The following is a 16,744-nucleotide window of genomic DNA, read 5'->3' on the forward strand; positions in this document are numbered from 1 at the left end:
CCTTATAAATTGATTAAGCAAAAAAAACCTTAAAAAAGGCGTTTTTTTACTTGTGGCATTTAAAAACCAACAACTATCAAAAGGAAACAAACAATGTCTGACTATCAATGGATAAACTCAAGAGACGAACTTGAAGAAAAACTTTTAGACATGATGTCCGCTGCAACCGAAGATGCTAAAAGCGCTGAAAAAACCTGGACCGAAAAAGTTGAGTACACTGAAGAAGTTAGTGCGTTTCTGACGATAAACGTAATTGCCGAGGGATCATCAACCACAATGTCCCTCAATGATTTCGTTGATAACCTTCACAATGAAATAAATTTCTACGAGGGTGGCAAATACGAAAACAAAGTTAAAGAAACTTTAAAAGGAAAAACAATGTATTGCAAGATAATTATTGAGGCAGCTCCTCCTGCCTATAAAGAGCCCGGTTACTGATCTCGCATGCAAAAAGTCACCGGTTTATCTCTGTAATGGAATACCGGTGACTTCAGACGTGAATTCCTCGCAGAAGTTATTATTCAGCCTCAAACTTAACCAAAGTAAAACCCGAGCGAATACCTGACCTGTGACAACATTAACCCCATACTGACAACATATCGCTCTCCTTTATTAGATCGCGACGCTCCCGCTTCCTGCTTCGGCTTTACACCACACTGTTTTAGCTTTTTGGTAGCGCTCACCTGCGCGCCTCCTTTCCATAAGGCTGCTCGTATTTCCTTGAACGCCTAAACAACATTGCCTGCCAGCCAACTACACTTGCTCAAGCAGGTAGCCCCAAACAGCCTGCCGGAATGGCGAGTCCAATTTGTCGAGCACTCGCGGTTCTCTTTCACCGTCAAGGAGATGACCATGCAAATGAAAGCCCTGATCGCCGCTGCGCTTTTCGCGCTACTGCCCAGCGCCAGCCACGCCACCAATCTGATGTACATGCCCTTCGAAACCGTGCTGTCGGACGCGGTTCGCGCCGGACGGCTGGATGGCAGCGTGAAGTTCTATCTGCTCGGCAATGGGCCGCAGGGGACTCAGCAGTTGTTGCGCAGCGGAGTAGTCAGTGATTTGAAGACCAACGGATTCAACAAGAGTGATCACGATTCCTGCGAGTGGGTGTTGCAGTCGAATCTGATCAAGCTGCAGGCCGATGCCAAACGGGTCGGGGCGAATGCGGTGGTCAATATCGTCAGCTATTACGACCAGCATGTGCGCAAGGATTTGAATACCTACGAGTGCCGGGCGGGGATTTTTGTCACGCGGGTAGCGTTGAAGGGGGATCTGGTGCGGTTGCCATAAAACAGGTGGCGCTGGTGCGTAGGCCTTCGCGAAAAGGCCCGCAGCCATCACCCAATTGAAGGCTGGACCTTGCGCGTGAGCAGGTCGACAAACGCCTTGGCCATCGGCGATTTCTGATCCTTGCGCTGCACCAGCCACACCGCTGAAACCGCTTCAGGATCCAGCAGCGGCCGGTAGACCACGCCGTCGATGCGCATCCGCTGGTAGGACGCAGGCAATACCGAGACGCCCAACCCCGCCGCGACCAGTCCGATAATGGTCATCGCCTCGCCGGCCTCTTGGGCGAAGTGTGGGCTGAACCCGGCATCGCGGGCCAGGCTGAGCAGTTGTGCGTAGAGACCGCTGCCATAGCTGCGCGGGAAGAACACGAAGGGTTCCAGCGCCAGTGCCGAGAGGAACAGGCCTTCCTCGCTGCCTTGGACCAACGGATGCTTGGCACTGAGCACCGCCACCAGCGGTTCGCGCATCAACTCGACTACGCTCAGCGAATCCGGCAAACCCAGCGGGCGCATAATGCCGACCTCTATCGACTCATCCACCAAACCCTCGGCGACTTGCGTGCTGCTCATCTCCCGCAGATTGAGGTGCACCGCCGGAAAACGCTGGCGAAAGGAAAAGATCGCCTGCGGAATAGTCGAGTTGAACGGCGCCGACGAGGTGAAACCAATCTTCAACTCGCCCAATTCACCGAGTTGCGCACGTCGGGCGACGTCCGCCGCTTTGTCGACCTGGGCCAACACCAGCCGCGCTTCCTCCAAAAACAATCTGCCGGCCTCGCTCAGCTCGACCCGACGATTGGTACGCTCGAAAAGTCGCGCGCCGACCTCTTGCTCCAGCGCCTGAATCTGCTGGCTCAGCGGCGGCTGGGAGATGCCCAACGCCTGTGCGGCACGGCCGAAGTGCAGTTCTTCGGCGACGGCAATGAAGTAGCGCAAGTGGCGCAGTTCCATGGAAACCCCATTAGGTCGTTAAAGCTATCAAACAGGTCGAACAATATATTGGATAGAAACATTAGCCAGCTATATGATTTTTTCATTGCCTGCCTGGCCGTGCCCTTCGAGGTCTGATGTGAAAACCGCCGCTGCCCCTCTTGCCCATGAAGTCCCGCCCGCCGCTGCGGACGATGTCGTCGCCGAGCTGCAAGAGATCTACATCGAAAAAGGCACGCCGATGTTCATGCGCACGGTGCTCGCGCTGTTCAGCGGCGGCTTCGCGACCTTCGCCCTGCTGTATTGCGTACAGCCGATGATGCCGCTGCTGTCCCACGAATACGGGATCAACGCGGCGCAGAGCAGCCTGATTCTGTCAGTGTCCACGGGTATGCTCGCCATCGGCCTGCTGATTACCGGGCCGATTTCCGATCGGGTCGGGCGTAAACCGGTGATGGTCACCGCGCTGTTCGCGGCGGCGTTGTGCACCATCGCCAGTTCAATGATGCCGAGCTGGCAGGGTGTGCTGATCATGCGCGCGCTGATCGGGTTGTCATTGAGCGGTCTGGCGGCGGTGGCGATGACCTATCTGAGTGAAGAAATTCATCCGCAGCACATCGGCCTTGCCATGGGTTTGTACATCGGCGGCAACGCAATTGGCGGGATGAGCGGACGGTTGATCACCGGGGTGCTGATCGACTTCGTCAGTTGGCACACGGCGATGCTGGTGATTGGCGGCCTGGCGCTGGTCGCGGCAGCGGTGTTCTGGAAAATCCTCCCCGAGTCGCGCAACTTTCGTTCGCGCTCGCTACACCCGCGCAGCCTGCTCGACGGCTTCACCATGCATTTTCGCGACGCCGGTTTGCCGCTGCTGTTCCTTGAAGCCTTTTTGCTGATGGGCGCGTTCGTCACGCTGTTCAACTACATCGGCTATCGCTTGCTGGCTGCGCCGTACAATCTTGATCAGGTGTTTGTCGGCTTGCTGTCGGTGGTGTACCTGTCGGGTATCTACAGCTCGGCGAAGATCGGTTCACTGGCGGACAGACTGGGCCGACGCAAAGTGTTGTGGGCGACGATTGCGCTGATGTTTGCAGGTTTGGCGCTGACGATGTTCCCCCCTGTGCCGCTGATCATCATCGGCATGCTGATCTTCACCTTTGGCTTCTTTGGGGCGCACTCGGTGGCGAGTAGCTGGATCGGGCGGCGGGCGACCAGAGCCAAAGGACAGGCGTCTTCGCTTTACCTGTTTAGCTATTACGCCGGATCAAGCATTGCCGGCACGGCAGGCGGGGTGTTCTGGCACTTGGGCGGGTGGAACGGGATTGGTTTGTTTATCGGCGCGCTGTTGCTGGTGGCGCTGTTGGTGGCGTTGAAGCTGGCGAAGTTGCCGCCGTTGGGCGGCGTCAACGCCTGACAAAAATCCCCTCCCACAGTTGGTCTGTTTTCGGCTCCAGATCGTGGAAACAAAAACGCCCGGCATTTGCCGGGCGTTTTGCTTTGCTGAACTTAGAGCTGGGCGTCGATCACTCGTGATACTGCGCCGACAGCTCATGCACGGCGCGCAGGAAGGCGCCCGCGTGCTCCGGATCGACCTCAGGCGTGATGCCGTGGCCGAGGTTGAACACGTGGCCGCTGCCCTTGCCGTAGCTGGCCAGAATGCGCCCGACTTCGGTGCGGATCGCTTGCGGTTTTGCATAAAGCACGGTCGGGTCCATGTTGCCTTGCAGCGCGACTTTGTCGCCGACACGGGCGCGGGCGTTGCCGATGTCGCAGGTCCAGTCCAGGCCCAGCGCGTCGGCGCCAGCCTCGGCAATGCTTTCCAGCCACAGGCCGCCGTTCTTGGTGAACAGGATCACCGGCACTTTGCGACCGTCGTGCTCGCGGATCAGGCCGCTGACGATTTTCTTCATGTAGGCCAGCGAGAACTCCTGATACGCCGCCGCCGACAGGTTGCCGCCCCAGGTATCGAAGATCTGCACCGCTTGCGCACCGGCCATGATCTGGCCGTTGAGGTAGGAGGTCACCGACTGCGCGAGTTTATCCAGCAGCAGGTGCATGGCTTGCGGATTGTCGTAGAGCATCGCTTTGGTCTTGCGGAAGTCTTTCGACGAGCCGCCTTCGACCATGTATGTGGCCAGCGTCCAAGGGCTGCCGGAGAAGCCGATCAGCGGAACGCGACCGTTGAGCTCGCGACGGATGGTGCTGACCGCATCCATCACGTAACCAAGGTCTTTGTGCGGATCAGGGATAGGCAAAGCTTCAATGTCGGCCAGGGTGCTGACGACTTTCTTGAAGCGCGGGCCTTCACCGGTCTCGAAATACAGGCCTTGGCCCATGGCATCGGGGATGGTGAGGATGTCGGAAAACAGGATCGCCGCGTCCAGTTGCGGGTAGCGGTCGAGCGGTTGCATCGTGACTTCGCAAGCGAATTCCGGATTCATGCACAGGCTCATGAAGTCACCGGCGTGGGCACGGCTGGCGCGGTATTCCGGCAGGTAGCGACCGGCCTGACGCATCATCCACACCGGGGTGACGTCAACGGGTTGCTTGAGCAGGGCGCGCAGGAAACGGTCGTTCTTCAGGGCAGTCATGTCGGCATCCGGAAAAAAAGTGCGGGCATTTTCTCAGAGCGCGACGCAAAAGGCACGGATGCAGGTCAGCCTTTTGTCTATCGGGTCAATTTGTCGCGGTTGAAACCGGCTTTTTGCAACACCACGAAACAACTGTGGGAGCGGGCTTGCTCGCGAAGAGGCCGGCACACTCAACAGAGATGTTGACTGACAGACCGCTTTCGCGAGCAAGCCCGCGCCCACATTTAATCGCATTTCAAGTCTGGTTAAACACCAAGGTAATCGAGGATACCTTCGGCGGCATTACGGCCTTCGAAGATCGCCGTCACCACCAGATCCGAACCGCGCACCATGTCGCCACCGGCGAAAATTTTCGGGTTGCTGGTCTGGTGCTTGTACTGACCTTGCTCGGGCGCAACTACGCGGCCCTGGCTGTCCGTCTGGATTTCGAACTGTTCGAACCACGGCGCCGGGCTCGGACGGAAACCGAAGGCGATGACCACGGCGTCGGCCGGGATGATCTCTTCGGAGCCCGGGATCGGCTCCGGGCTGCGGCGGCCACGGGCGTCCGGTTCGCCGAGACGGGTCTCGACCACCTTCACGCCTTCGACCTTGTCTTCACCGACGATGGCGATCGGCTGGCGGTTATAGAGGAATTTCACGCCCTCTTCCTTGGCGTTCTTCACCTCTTTGCGCGAGCCGGGCATGTTCGCTTCGTCACGACGATAGGCGCAGGTCACCGACTTGGCGCCCTGACGAATCGACGTGCGGTTGCAGTCCATCGCCGTGTCGCCGCCGCCGAGTACCACGACCTTCTTGCCTTTCATGTCGACGAAATCTTCCGGCGACTTTTCAAAGCCCAGGTTGCGGTTGACGTTGGCGATCAGGAAGTCCAGCGCGTCGTAGACGCCCGGCAGATCCTCACCGGCAAAACCGCCCTTCATGTAGGTGTAGGTGCCCATGCCCATGAACACGGCATCGTATTCGGCGAGCAGTTGTTCCATGGTCACGTCTTTGCCGACCTCGGTGTTGAGGCGGAACTCGATGCCCATGCCGGTGAAGACTTCGCGACGATTGCTCAGCACGGTCTTTTCCAGCTTGAACTCGGGGATACCGAAGGTCAGCAGACCACCGATTTCCGGGTTCTTGTCGAACACCACCGGGGTCACACCGCCGCGTACCAGCACGTCGGCACAGCCCAGACCTGCCGGGCCTGCGCCGATGATCGCGACACGCTTGCCGGTCGGCTTGACCTTGGACATGTCCGGGCGCCAGCCCATGGCGAACGCGGTGTCGGTGATGTACTTCTCGACCGAACCGATGGTCACCGCGCCAAAACCGTCGTTGAGGGTGCAGGCACCCTCGCACAGACGATCCTGCGGGCACACCCGGCCGCACACTTCCGGCAGGGTGTTGGTCTGGTGCGACAGCTCGGCGGCCTGAAGGATGTTGCCTTCGGCCACCAATTTGAGCCAGTTGGGAATGAAGTTGTGCACCGGGCACTTCCATTCGCAATACGGGTTGCCGCAACCCAGGCAGCGGTGGGCCTGATCGGCCGACTGCTGGGGTTTGAACGGTTCGTAGATCTCGACGAACTCTTTCTTGCGTTGACGCAACAGTTTCTTCTTCGGATCTTTGCGCCCGACATCGATGAACTGGAAGTCGTTATTCAGACGTTCAGCCATTGTTAAAACCTCATCAAACTCTTCAGGCGCATATCACTGCGGGTTGGCACGAGTGCTGGAAAGCAACGATTTCAGGTTGGCAGCCTTCGGCTTGACCAGCCAGAAACGGCGCAAGTAGTCATCGAGGTTCTCGGCGAGTTCACGCCCCCACTCGCTGTCGGTTTCGGCGACGTACTCGTTCAGCACGTTTTGCAGATGGCTGCGATAGGCCTCCATCGCCTCGCCGCTGATCCGCTGGATTTCCACCAGTTCGTGGTTGACCCGGTCAACGAAAGAGTTGTCCTGATCAAGCACGTAGGCGAAACCACCGGTCATGCCAGAACCGAAGTTGTAACCGGTTTTGCCCAAGACGCAGACGAAACCACCGGTCATGTACTCGCAGCAGTGATCGCCAGTGCCTTCCACAACCGTGTGGGCACCTGAGTTACGCACGGCGAAACGCTCACCTGCGGTGCCAGCGGCGAACAGCTTGCCGCCCGTGGCGCCGTACAGGCAGGTGTTGCCGATGATGGCGCTGTTCTGAGTCTGATAGACGCTGCCCTTCGGCGGCACGATGACCAGTTTGCCGCCGGTCATGCCTTTGCCGACGTAGTCGTTGGCATCGCCTTGCAGGTACATGTTCAGACCGCCGGCGTTCCACACGCCGAAGCTCTGACCCGCCGTCCCTTTGAAACGGAAGGTGATCGGCGCCTTGGCCATGCCCTGGTTGCCGTGCTTGCGCGCGATTTCACCGGAGATCCGCGCGCCGATCGAACGGTCGCAGTTGCAGATGTCCAGGTCGAATTCGGCGCCGCTCATGTCATTGATCGCCGACGACGCCATCTCGACCATTTTCTCGGCCAGCAGGCCTTGGTCGAATGGCGGGTTGCGCTCAACGCCGCAGAACTGAGGTTTGTCCGCCGGGATGTGATCGCTGCCCAGCAGCGGGGTCAGATCCAGGTGGTGTTGCTTGGCGGTCTGGCCTTCGAGGATTTCCAGCAGATCGGTGCGGCCGATCAGCTCTTCGAGGGAACGCACGCCGAGCTTGGCCAGCCACTCACGGGTTTCTTCGGCGACGTAGGTGAAGAAATTCACCACCATGTCGACGGTGCCGATGTAGTGATCCTTGCGCAGCTTCTCGTTCTGCGTCGCGACGCCGGTGGCGCAGTTGTTCAGGTGGCAGATGCGCAGGTATTTGCAGCCCAGCGCGATCATCGGCGCAGTACCGAAGCCGAAGCTTTCGGCGCCGAGGATGGCAGCCTTGATGACGTCGAGGCCGGTTTTCAGGCCACCGTCGGTCTGCACCCGGACTTTGCCGCGCAGGTCGTTGCCGCGCAGGGTCTGGTGGGTTTCAGCCAGGCCGAGTTCCCACGGAGCACCGGCGTATTTAATTGAGGTCAGCGGCGAAGCACCGGTGCCACCGTCGTAGCCGGAGATGGTGATCAAGTCCGCGTAGGCCTTGGCCACACCGGCAGCGATGGTGCCGACGCCCGCTTCGGCGACGAGTTTCACCGAAACCAGCGCCTTCGGGTTGACCTGCTTGAGGTCAAAAATCAGCTGCGACAAGTCTTCGATCGAATAGATGTCGTGGTGCGGCGGTGGCGAAATCAGCGTTACGCCCGGCACTGCATAGCGCAGCTTGGCGATCAGCCCGTTCACTTTACCGCCCGGCAGTTGCCCGCCCTCGCCCGGCTTGGCGCCTTGGGCGACCTTGATCTGCAGCACTTCGGCGTTGACCAGGTATTCCGGCGTCACGCCGAAACGTCCAGTGGCGACCTGCTTGATTTTCGAACTCTTGATGGTGCCGTAACGCGCCGGGTCTTCGCCGCCTTCGCCGGAGTTGGAACGCGCGCCGAGGCGGTTCATGGCTTCGGCCAGGGCTTCGTGAGCTTCCGGCGACAGGGCGCCCAGCGAGATACCGGCGGAGTCGAAGCGCTTGAGCACCGATTCCAGCGGTTCGATTTCACTGATGTCCAGCGGCGTGTCGAGGGTCTTGACCTTGAACAGGTCGCGAATCATCGACACCGGACGGTTGTCCACCAGCGAGGTGTATTCCTTGAACTTGGCGTAGTCGCCCTGCTGCACGGCGGCTTGCAGGGTGTTGACCACGTCCGGGTTGTAGGCGTGGTATTCGCCACCATGGACGAACTTCAGCAGGCCGCCCTGCTGGATCGGCTTGCGCGGGCTCCAGGCTTCGGTGGCCAGTGCCTTTTGCTCGGCTTCGATGTCGACGAAACGTGCACCCTTGATGCGGCTCGGCACGCCACGGAAGCTCAGCTCGCACACTTCTTCGGCCAGGCCGATGGCTTCGAACAACTGCGCACCGCGGTACGAAGCGATAGTCGAGATGCCCATTTTCGACAGGATCTTGAGCAGACCTTTGGTGATGCCTTTGCGGTAGTTCTTGAACACCTCGTAGAGGTCGCCCAGCACTTCACCGGTACGGATCAGGTCGCCCAGCACTTCGTAAGCCAGGAACGGATAGACCGCCGAGGCGCCGAAACCGATCAGCACGGCAAAGTGGTGCGGATCGCGTGCGGTCGCGGTTTCAACGAGGATGTTGGAATCGCAGCGCAGGCCTTTTTCGGTCAGGCGGTGGTGTACCGCACCGGTGGCCAGCGAGGCGTGAATCGGCAGTTTGCCCGGCGCGATATGGCGGTCGCTCAGGACGATCTGGGTACGACCGGCGCGCGCGGCTTCTTCAGCCTGATCGGCCACATTGCGGATGGCCGCTTCGAGGCCGACGCTTTCGTCGTAGTTGAGGTCGATGATCTGCCGCTCAAAGCCCGGGCGGTCGAGATTCATCAACGAGCGCCACTTGGCCGGGGAAATCACCGGCGAGCTGAGGATCACGCGCGAGGCGTGTTCCGGCGACTCCTGGAAGATGTTGCGCTCGGCACCGAGGCAGATTTCCAGCGACATCACGATGGCTTCACGCAGCGGGTCGATCGGCGGGTTGGTGACCTGCGCGAACTGCTGGCGGAAATAGTCGTACGGCGTGCGCACGCGCTGGGACAGCACGGCCATCGGCGTATCGTCGCCCATCGAGCCCACGGCTTCGTAGCCTTGTTCGCCAAGCGGACGCAGGACCTGATCGCGCTCCTCGAACGTGACCTGATACATCTTCATGTATTGCTTGAGCTGATCGACGTCGTAGAAAGCCGAACCGTGATCGTTGTCTTCCATGGTCGCCTGAATGCGCAGGGCATTCTTGCGCAGCCATTGCTTGTACGGATGACGGGATTTCAAGCGGTTGTCGATCGCATCGGTGTCGAGGATCTGCCCGGTTTCAGTGTCCACGGCGAGGATCTGCCCCGGACCGACACGGCCCTTGGCGATCACGTCTTCTGGCTGGTAGTTCCAGACGCCGATTTCCGAAGCAACGGTGATGAAACCGTTGGTGGTGGTGACCCAGCGCGCCGGGCGCAAACCGTTACGGTCAAGCAGGCACACCGCGTAGCGACCATCGGTCATGACCACGCCGGCCGGGCCGTCCCACGGCTCCATGTGCATCGAGTTGTACTCGTAGAACGCACGCAGATCCGGGTCCATGGTTTCAACGTTCTGCCACGCAGGCGGAATGATCATCCGCACGCCACGGAACAGGTCGATGCCGCCGGTGACCATCAGTTCGAGCATGTTGTCCATGCTCGAGGAGTCGGAACCGACACGGTTGACCAGCGGACCGAGTTCTTCCAGATCCATCAGATCGTTGGTGAACTTGGTCCGACGGGCCTGCGCCCAGTTACGGTTACCGGTGATCGTGTTGATCTCGCCGTTGTGGGCGAGGAAGCGGAATGGCTGAGCCAGCGGCCATTTCGGCAGGGTGTTGGTGGAGAAACGCTGGTGGAACACGCAGATCGCGGTTTGCAGGCGCTCGTCGCTCAGGTCTGGATAGAACGCGGCCAGGTCGGCCGGCATCATCAGGCCTTTATAAATGATGGTCTTGTGCGAAAAGCTGCAGATGTAGTGGTCGGAGTCGACGGCATTGGCCACCGACGAACGACGGCGGGCGCTGAACAACTTGACCGCCATGTCCTGATCGCTCAGGCCTTCGCCGCCGATGTAGACCTGCTCGATCTGCGGCAGGCGCTCAAGGGCCAGGCGACCAAGGACGCTGGTGTCGATTGGCACTTTGCGCCAGCCGATCAGTTGCAGGCCTTCAGCGAGGATCTCGCGGTTCATGTTCTCGCGAGCGGCTTCGGCCTTGGCCGGATCCTGATTGAAGAAGACCATGCCCACGGCATATTGCTTGGGCAGTTCGACGCTGAAGGCTTCCTGGGCAATCGCACGCAGGAACGCATCGGGCTTTTGAATCAGCAGACCGCAACCGTCACCGGTCTTGCCGTCGGCATTAATCCCACCGCGGTGGGTCATGCAGGTCAGGGCCTCAATGGCCGTTTGCAAAAGGGTATGACTGGGCTCGCCCTGCATATGGGCTATCAGGCCGAAACCGCAGTTATCCTTGAATTCATCTGGTTGGTACAGACCTGCTTTCATAGACACTTTCTCACCAGGCTGCCTCTTTTCGAGGCAAATTTCTTTTCAATTCAACCACTTGCGTTCCGCGCCGAACGTACGCCGGCTTAGCGGGGGCAAAAGGGTGGTCATTGTACACAGCCACACAGAGGCTCACAAATTTGACGACGAAATGTCGCAAATTCATGTCGCATTTGTGAAAGGTTTAAAGCGATCTGCTGTGCTAGTCAAAACTTTTTTAATTTTGACCGCAACGACTCAAAGACTACTGTGACGCAGACACCACAAGGCACGCGACCTGGAAGGACGCGCGCACTCGTAGAAATTTTGAGGTGCTTGGAGAGGCGGCCTGGGTAAGGCCGCCGAATCTTCAGCGAGTTGTTGCCAGTTCCTGTTGGACGCTGGCGACAGTGCGAGGCCAAGGTTTACCAGCCTGAACCTTCGCTGGCAAGGCCTTGATGGCAGAAACAGCCGCGTCACGATTGGCGAAGTTGCCGTAGGTGATCACGTAGAGAGGCTTGCCGTTGAGCATTTTCTTGAAATAACGGTACTCGCCGCCCTGCTCTTTGACGAAGTTTTGTGCGCTCGTTTCGGAGCTGGTGCCGAGGATCTGCACCACGTAGTTGCCCGTCGGTTGCCCGGCGTACCAGCTGCCACCGGCGGCTTTGGCGACAGTAACCGGCTTCTCGACCGGTTTAGCGGCTGCCACTGGCTTGGCAGGCGCTGGAGCCGGTTTGGCTGCTGGCGCTGCCGGAGCAGGCTTGGCAGTGGCGATTTGCGTCGGTGCCGGCGTCGGTGCAGGACCGGCCGGAACACCCGCCGGTGGCGCCGAAGTGGTCACGGTTGGCGGCGTATCGCTGGAGCCTTCCAATGGCACGCCGTCGTCGCCTTCAGTGATACCGCCAGCCGCTTCGGCCAATGGGCCGCGCATGACGGGTTGCGAGTTGCCGACCAGCGGTAACGGCATCGGCTGTGTATTACCGGCGAATTCGACCGCTGGAGCACCGCCATTCGCTGCGCCCTGACCCAATGGCAGTTGAGCCTGCTCATTGGCCGGCGCGCCGGTGGTGGGTGCCTTGCTGCGACCCGGCATCAACCAGGCGGCGGCAACCGCGACCACAACGACGGCAGAAATCGCCAATACGTGTTTCTTCGGCATGTTAAACCCCATACTTGGACGCTTGACCGCAGAGCGGCTGGCAATCATGACTTCGATCAGAGCATCGCGAGCGACCTGGTTGATGTTACCCGGCCAACCCTCGGCGCTTTCGTGAATATCAGAGATCTGATCCGCGGTGAAAAGTTCGACACCCCGGCCTGCACCTTCGAGCCGTTGGTCGAGATACTCGCGGGTCTCTTCTTCGGTGTAAGGCTGCAACTCGATGACGTGGAAGCGTTCTTCCTCGAGCTGCAAAGCCTCGAGTTGAGCGATCAGCGACGATTCACCGAACAGGAATACATGCGGGCGACCTTCCGGCGCGCCGGCACCCAGTGCCATCAGCGCATCGAGGGCCGATTCGTCGAGTTGCTCGGCATCGTCCACCAGCAGATAGACTTCCTGGCCGGTCAGCGCCAGTTGCACCACCTGATCCAGAATCGCAGCGACATCGGCCTGAGCGACGTTCAGCGCCTGCGCCACCTGGCGCAGCACGCCAGCCGCATCACCAGCACCGCGGGCGGAAACCACCACGCTCTGCACAGATTGTTTGTTGGTGCTGGCGACCAGCGCCTGACGCAGCAGGGTCTTGCCGCTGCCTTCCGGGCCGGTGACCACCAGCAGCAACTGGCTGTAACGCGCCAGATGATGCAATTGTCCCAGCACCGGTTTGCGCTGGGCCGGAAAGAACTTGAAGCCCGGCACCCGCGGCGCGAAGGGATCGTGACTTAACTGAAAATGGCCGAGGAACGCCTCGTCGGCATGCAAACTAGTCATCGGAATCTTATTAACCTTTAAGCTGTGCCAAGGCGCGGTAATCCGCTCCCAGCGTGGCCTGTAGAACCTCTTTCGGATAATCGTCGGTCACTACCGCTTCGCCCATCCGGCGCAGCAGCACCAGGCGCAGGCGACCGTCGATCACTTTTTTGTCGATTGCCATGTGTTGAAGAAAATCGGCTTCGGTCATTTCGGCAGGCGGGATCACCGGCAGACCTGCACGCTGGAACAGGCGAATACCGCGATCACGCTCCTGCTCGCTGATCCAGCCCAGACGCGCGGACATCTCCAGCGCCATCACGGTGCCAGCCGCCACCGCCTCACCATGCAGCCAGACACCATAGCCCATGTGGGTCTCGATGGCGTGGCCGAAGGTGTGACCGAGGTTGAGCGTGGCGCGTACGCCGGTTTCCTTCTCATCAGCGCCGACCACCGCAGCTTTGGCTGCGCAGGAGCGCTCGATGGCGTACGTCAGGGCCTTTTGATCCAGTGCGCGCAAGGCGTCTACATTGTCTTCGAGCCAGGTCAGGAACGGCTCGTCGCATATCAGGCCGTACTTGATGACTTCCGCCAGCCCCGCCGACAACTCGCGCTCGGGCAGCGTCTTCAGGGAAGCGGTATCGATCAGCACCACGTTCGGCTGATAGAACGCGCCAACCATGTTCTTGCCCAGCGGATGATTGATACCGGTCTTGCCGCCCACCGACGAATCGACCTGGGACAGCAAAGTGGTGGGAATCTGGATGAAATCGACGCCACGCTGGTAACAGGCCGCGGCGAAACCGGCCATATCGCCGATCACACCGCCACCCAAGGCAATAACGGTCGTGCGGCGGTCATGACGGGCGGTCAGCAGACCGTCGAAGATCAGTTGCAGGGTTTCCCAGTTCTTGAAGGCTTCGCCGTCGGGCAACACCACGGAAATCACCGAGAACTGCGCCAGGCTGCGGGTCAGACGTTCGAGATAGAGCGGCGCAACGGTCTCATTGGAGATGATTGCCACCTGCCGCCCGTGAATATGCGGAGCCAGCAGTTGCGGCTGATCCAACAAACCTTCGCCAATATGAATCGGGTAGCTGCGCTCGCCTAGATCGACCTTGAGTGTCTGCATGTGTCCCCACAGTGAAGATGGAAGCAGGCGTCCTGCCCTGAATTATTGGTTGTCTGCGGCCTATAGCGGGTATGACGCCGCTCGCACGCCATCCGCCACAACCTCGACGGGCTGTGACAGGACGCCGAGGATAGCGCATTTCGGGCGATGCTTTAACGGGGTGGAAGCTGCGCCAGGCGATCGAGAATGTCGAGCACCACCATGCGTGGCGGCCGTTCGTCGGTTTCCACCACCAGATCGGCGATTTCCCGATAAAGAGGATCACGGATCGCGAGCAGGTCTCGCAGGGTTTTCGCCGGATCAGCGGTGCGCAGCAACGGCCGATTGCGATCGCGGGAGGTGCGGCCAACCTGCTGTTCGATAGAGGCGTGCAAATACACCACACGCCCGCCGTCATGGAGGGCCTTGCGGTTGGCATCGCGCATGACTGCGCCACCGCCGGTCGCCAACACCACGCCATCGAATCCGCACAGTTCGGCGATCATCGCCTGCTCACGGTCGCGAAAGCCCGGCTCGCCTTCCTTGTCGAAGATCCACGGGATATTGGCGCCCGTGCGCAGTTCAATTTCCTTGTCGGAATCTTTGAACGGCAGGCGCAGCTCTTTGGCCAGCAACCGGCCGATGGTGCTTTTTCCAGCGCCCATCGGTCCTACAAGAATCAAATTTCGCACAGAATCAACGACTCACAGCAATCGCCTGGTTATTCATGATACGCGGAGTGAGAAATACCAGCAGCTCGGATTTTTTCTCCGAAACCACATCACGCCGGAAAAGGCGGCCAAGATACGGCACATCGCCAAGAAATGGCACCTTATCTACGACCTTGCTTTGAGTATTTGAGAAAACGCCCCCAATCACGATGGTTTCGCCGTCATTGACCAGCACCTTGGCGTTGACCTCGTTCTTTTTGATCGGCGGGACATCCTGCACTTTGTTCAGGTAGTCCGGTTCGTCCTTGGTGACCTTGACCTCCATGATGATGCGGTTGTCTGGCGTGATCTGTGGCGTCACCTCCAGCGACAGCGAAGCCTCCTTGAACGACACCGAGGTGGCGCCGCTGGAGCTGGCCTCCTGGTAGGGAATCTCGGTGCCTTTGAGGATCTTGGCGGTTTCCTTGTCGGAGGTAACGACTTTCGGTTGCGAGACGATTTCGCCGTTGCCGGTTTTTTCCATGGCCGTCAGCTCGAGATCGAGCAACACGTTGTCAGTGATAAAAGCGATACCAATCCCGGACGTGTTGTTGACGGTGCCCATGTCGACGAACGGCGAGTTGGTGCTGGTGCTGCCCGGCGTTCCGATGGTGGTGGAAGAACCGTTGCTCACACCAGACGTGTTCCAGTTGCCCTTGTTCTGGATGGAGCCGCCCCAGCGCACGCCCAGGCTTTTGTCGTAATCGACGTTGGCCTCAACGATTCGTGCCTCGATCATCACTTGGCGCACCGGAATATCCAATTGCGCCACGATCCGCCGCAGCTCATCAAGACGATCCTGAGTCTGGTAGGCAATGATGTTATTGGTGCGTTCATCGACGGTGATCGAACCGCGCTCGTCGATTTTCGCCTCGGCGCTGGTCACCGACTGGAACAGCTTGGCGATGTCCGCGGCCTTGGCGTAGTTCACCTGCAGCAGTTCACGGCGCAACGGTGCCAATTCAGCGATCTGCCTCTGCGATTCCAGCTCCTGGCGCTCACGGGCGGCGATCTCATCGGCCGGCGCCACCAGCAGCACATTGCCGATCTTGCGTTTATCCAGCCCTTTGGTTTTCAACACCAGATCCAGTGCCTGGTCCCACGGCACATTTTGCAGGCGCAAGGTGATGCCGCCCTGCACCGTATCGCTGGCCACGAGGTTGAGGTTGGTGAAATCAGCGATCAGTTGCAGCACCGAACGTACGTCGATGTCCTGAAAATTCAGCGAGAGTTTTTCGCCGGTGTAGGCCTGACGGTCAGCGTTGCGTTTTTGCAGGTCGTCCATCGTCATCGGACGAATGCTGACGGTCAGCTTGTTGTCGGTCTGGAATGTGGAGTAATCGAAAGTGCCGCTGGGCTCGATGGTGATGATTGCACGATTGCCGGTCGCGGCAGCATTGACGAACTGCACAGGCGTGGCGAAATCCTTGACGTCGAGGCGCACCCGCAACTTGTCGGGCAACTGGGTGCGCGCGAAGCTGAGGATGACTTTGCCATCATGCTCCTGGATATCCGGGGCGATGGTCGGGTCAGACAGGTCGATGACCACGTTGCCCTCGCCTGCGGTACCGCGCTGAAAATCAACGCCGCGAATGGCTCGGGCCTTGGCGACGAACGCCGTGGCGGGAGGCGCCGCCGTGGTCACGCGCGGCGCTGCAACAGCGGCGGAACGCGGCGTGGCCGCTGGAGCCCCCTGACCTACCACCACGAACAGATTCTTACCCTCGACCCGCGTGCTGTAAGGCGCAAGCTGCGTCAGGCTGACGATCAGGCGGGTGCGATCCTTGGCTTCAACCACCGTGGCCGTGCGCGCATTGCCGCGGCCCAGATCGAGATTCTTTTTGGCCAAATGACTGGCTACACCGGGCAAATCCAGGGCAATCCGCGCCGGGGATTCGGTGGTGTAGCCCTTGGGTTGCGGTGGAGGGCCGTCGAACGACAGCTTCAGTTCGACGCGATCACCCGGCAATGCCGCCACGTCCAGCGTCTTCAGATTGGCCGCGATTACCATCGGCGACATCAGCGCTATCCATAGCGAAAAACCGAGGGTGGAGAAAATCCTGTTCATTATTCGACTTC

The 16,744-nt window shown here is 59.5% G+C and carries 11 protein-coding genes; 3 read left to right on the forward strand and 8 right to left on the reverse strand.

Going from position 1 to position 16,744, the window contains the following annotated elements:
- Window positions 1-93 precede the first annotated feature (93 nt).
- A complete protein-coding gene (locus tag AACY50_RS06425; RefSeq protein WP_339538312.1) occupies window positions 94-438 on the forward strand; it encodes a hypothetical protein in 345 nt (114 codons plus the stop codon).
- A 414-nt stretch (window positions 439-852) separates the two neighbouring features.
- On the forward strand, window positions 853-1,290 hold the full coding sequence (locus AACY50_RS06430; protein ID WP_339538313.1) for an excinuclease: 438 nt from the start codon (window positions 853-855) through the stop codon (window positions 1,288-1,290).
- 47 nt (window positions 1,291-1,337) lie between these two features.
- On the opposite strand, the gene AACY50_RS06435 is transcribed toward AACY50_RS06430, so the two are convergent.
- Window positions 1,338-2,240 carry a LysR family transcriptional regulator gene (locus tag AACY50_RS06435; protein ID WP_339538314.1) on the reverse strand — a complete coding sequence of 301 codons (903 nt, stop codon included), beginning with the start codon at window positions 2,238-2,240 and terminating at the stop codon, window positions 1,338-1,340.
- Between the two features lie 118 nt (window positions 2,241-2,358).
- Here AACY50_RS06435 and AACY50_RS06440 point away from each other — a divergent pair, with 118 nt between their 5' ends.
- Window positions 2,359-3,633 carry an MFS transporter gene (locus tag AACY50_RS06440; RefSeq protein WP_339538315.1) on the forward strand — a complete coding sequence of 425 codons (1,275 nt, stop codon included), beginning with the start codon at window positions 2,359-2,361 and terminating at the stop codon, window positions 3,631-3,633.
- 109 nt (window positions 3,634-3,742) lie between these two features.
- Here AACY50_RS06440 and hemE read toward each other — a convergent pair whose 3' ends face one another.
- From hemE to pilQ, 7 genes are all read right to left on the reverse strand, one after another.
- Window positions 3,743-4,810, reverse strand: a complete 1,068-nt coding sequence (gene hemE, locus AACY50_RS06445) for a uroporphyrinogen decarboxylase (RefSeq protein WP_339538316.1) — start codon at window positions 4,808-4,810, stop codon at window positions 3,743-3,745.
- A 245-nt stretch (window positions 4,811-5,055) separates the two neighbouring features.
- Entirely contained in the window at window positions 5,056-6,474 is a 1,419-nt protein-coding gene (locus AACY50_RS06450) for an FAD-dependent oxidoreductase (protein WP_007909438.1), read from the reverse strand.
- 33 nt (window positions 6,475-6,507) lie between these two features.
- The gene (gltB, locus tag AACY50_RS06455; RefSeq protein ID WP_339464017.1) at window positions 6,508-10,953 is read right to left on the reverse strand and encodes a glutamate synthase large subunit; all 4,446 of its coding nucleotides are present in this window, start codon (window positions 10,951-10,953) and stop codon (window positions 6,508-6,510) included.
- Between the two features lie 349 nt (window positions 10,954-11,302).
- Window positions 11,303-12,865: an AAA family ATPase gene (locus AACY50_RS06460; protein ID WP_339432947.1), complete on the reverse strand. Its 1,563-nt coding sequence runs from the start codon at window positions 12,863-12,865 to the stop codon at window positions 11,303-11,305.
- 10 nt (window positions 12,866-12,875) lie between these two features.
- Window positions 12,876-13,976: a 3-dehydroquinate synthase gene (gene aroB, locus AACY50_RS06465; protein WP_339432948.1), complete on the reverse strand. Its 1,101-nt coding sequence runs from the start codon at window positions 13,974-13,976 to the stop codon at window positions 12,876-12,878.
- Between the two features lie 152 nt (window positions 13,977-14,128).
- Window positions 14,129-14,647, reverse strand: a complete 519-nt coding sequence (gene aroK, locus AACY50_RS06470; protein WP_339538317.1) for a shikimate kinase AroK — start codon at window positions 14,645-14,647, stop codon at window positions 14,129-14,131.
- Window positions 14,648-14,651: 4 nt separating this feature from the next.
- A complete protein-coding gene (gene pilQ, locus AACY50_RS06475) occupies window positions 14,652-16,733 on the reverse strand; it encodes a type IV pilus secretin PilQ (protein WP_339432949.1) in 2,082 nt (693 codons plus the stop codon).
- Window positions 16,734-16,744: the final 11 nt, after the last annotated feature.

It is taken from the genome of Pseudomonas sp. RA_15y_Pfl2_54, from assembly GCF_963971015.1.
Taxonomy (GTDB): domain Bacteria; phylum Pseudomonadota; class Gammaproteobacteria; order Pseudomonadales; family Pseudomonadaceae; genus Aquipseudomonas; species Aquipseudomonas baetica_A.